The organism is Bacillus sp. Brlt_9 (genome assembly GCF_051948935.1).
GTDB lineage: Bacteria > Bacillota > Bacilli > Bacillales > Bacillaceae_G > Bacillus_A.
In genome coordinates, this window is sequence record NZ_JAYJLO010000030.1 from 1 (window position 1) to 1,581 (window position 1,581).

At 30.9% G+C, this 1,581-nt stretch carries 1 protein-coding gene; it reads right to left on the bottom strand.

Annotated elements, in window-relative coordinates; all coding sequences use genetic code 11:
• Positions 1-277 precede the first annotated feature (277 nt).
• Positions 278-1,207, bottom strand: a complete 930-nt coding sequence (locus tag VF726_RS31465; protein WP_440174137.1) for a DMT family transporter — start codon at positions 1,205-1,207, stop codon at positions 278-280.
• Positions 1,208-1,581: the final 374 nt, after the last annotated feature.

Consider the following 1,581-nt stretch of genomic DNA (forward strand, 5'->3'; position numbering starts at 1 on the left):
TGCGACTTCCTTATGTTAACATCTTCGTTAGTTAATGTCAACTAAGTTTTTCATTTCGTTTATCGCTTTCGACGTTAATGTCATCGGCGACTTGTTCTATATTACACTTCTAACCTACAATCGTCAACACTTTTTATTCAATTAATAATAAAAATAATTTCAAAGGTATTTTCATTATTAGTTTCCTCTTTTTCTATTTCAACGAAATAAAGAAAAGGACATCCTATTACACAAGGCATCCTTTTCATTAAATATTATATACATACTCTTATAAACTTTAACATTCTTCATTCTCTTTAATTTTTCGATCGCCTGACATAAATACATCAATTAACTTACGTTTATCTGCCCATATCACTCCAAATAAAACTAAGCTACCACCTATTACTATTCTCCATGTTAAAGATTCATTTAATAGAATAATGGAAGCAGCAATACTTATTAACGGTAACGCATTTAAATATAATCCACTTACTGATGCCGAGACTGTCTCTAATGCTCTATTCCAAAACCAATACGCTAAAATTGTTGCCCCAATAACAAGATATATTACACTTAGCCCTACCTTCCATGTTTCAACTTTTGGGAAACCATAGTAAAAAGTTTCTGCCATTGCAAATGGTAATAGAATAACAGCTCCAATAATTAAAGTTAATGTTGTAAAAACCTTGTTTGATAGATACTGTTCTTGTTTTGGCCTTTTTAGCAATACTGTATAGAAAGCAAATAAGAAAGTACTTAATAAAATAAGGGTATCTCCTATTAAAGATACTTCTTGATCTCCGTTATTAGATGGGATTGTAATAAGAAGTACTCCAACAGCCCCGAGTACAATACCGACCCAATAATTAAACTGAATTTTTTCTTTCAAAAAGAACGCCGAAAAAAGAATTGTAACTAAAGGTAAAGCAGCATCAATAATACTAACATGCAATCCACTTGTTAAGGAAATACCGTAGGATGTGAACATAAAGTAACCAGCTACACCAGTAAAAGATAGTAAACTCATCCTTCTCCATGGTACTTGTTTATGTACAACCGATCTTTTTAATTCTTTAAATGAGAATAGTAAACAGATCCCACCCGCGAAGAAAAGGCGAATAAATAACAAAGTAAATGGTTGAATAGATTCTAGTGCCCACTTTGTTGGTGCAATGGCTGTCCCCCATAGTATAACAGCCACTAATAACATGCATATTTCTTTCATAATCCCCCACACCCATCAAAAAATATATGTTAACTATCTTAATTATAGGTTTTTTCTTATGTGAAATCCTTTGAAACTGGAAAAATGGTATGTAAAAAACAAATGGATAGCTATTTTCCACATACCGCTTTCATATAAAAAGTAAAATATTTTTAGTTATGCTACAACTCAATTCATATAAAAGGTAATCCTTACCTTCAGCTAATATTCAAACTTATTACTTTATACCTCTTTACCCAATTATCATCCAACATTCATTTGAAACTATCTCTATTTCATTCTCTTCCCTCTTTAAAATTACTAAATGTATGGATTATGACATTTCATATATAAAAATAAACACAAAAAAACCTAAGTCGAATCGACTTAGGTTT

What these genes read in the sequence shown, in the direction of transcription:
- VF726_RS31465 (WP_440174137.1), bottom strand. Translation starts at nt 1,207, where the DNA reads ATGAAAGAAATATGCATGTTATTAGTGGCTGTTATACTATGGGGGACA.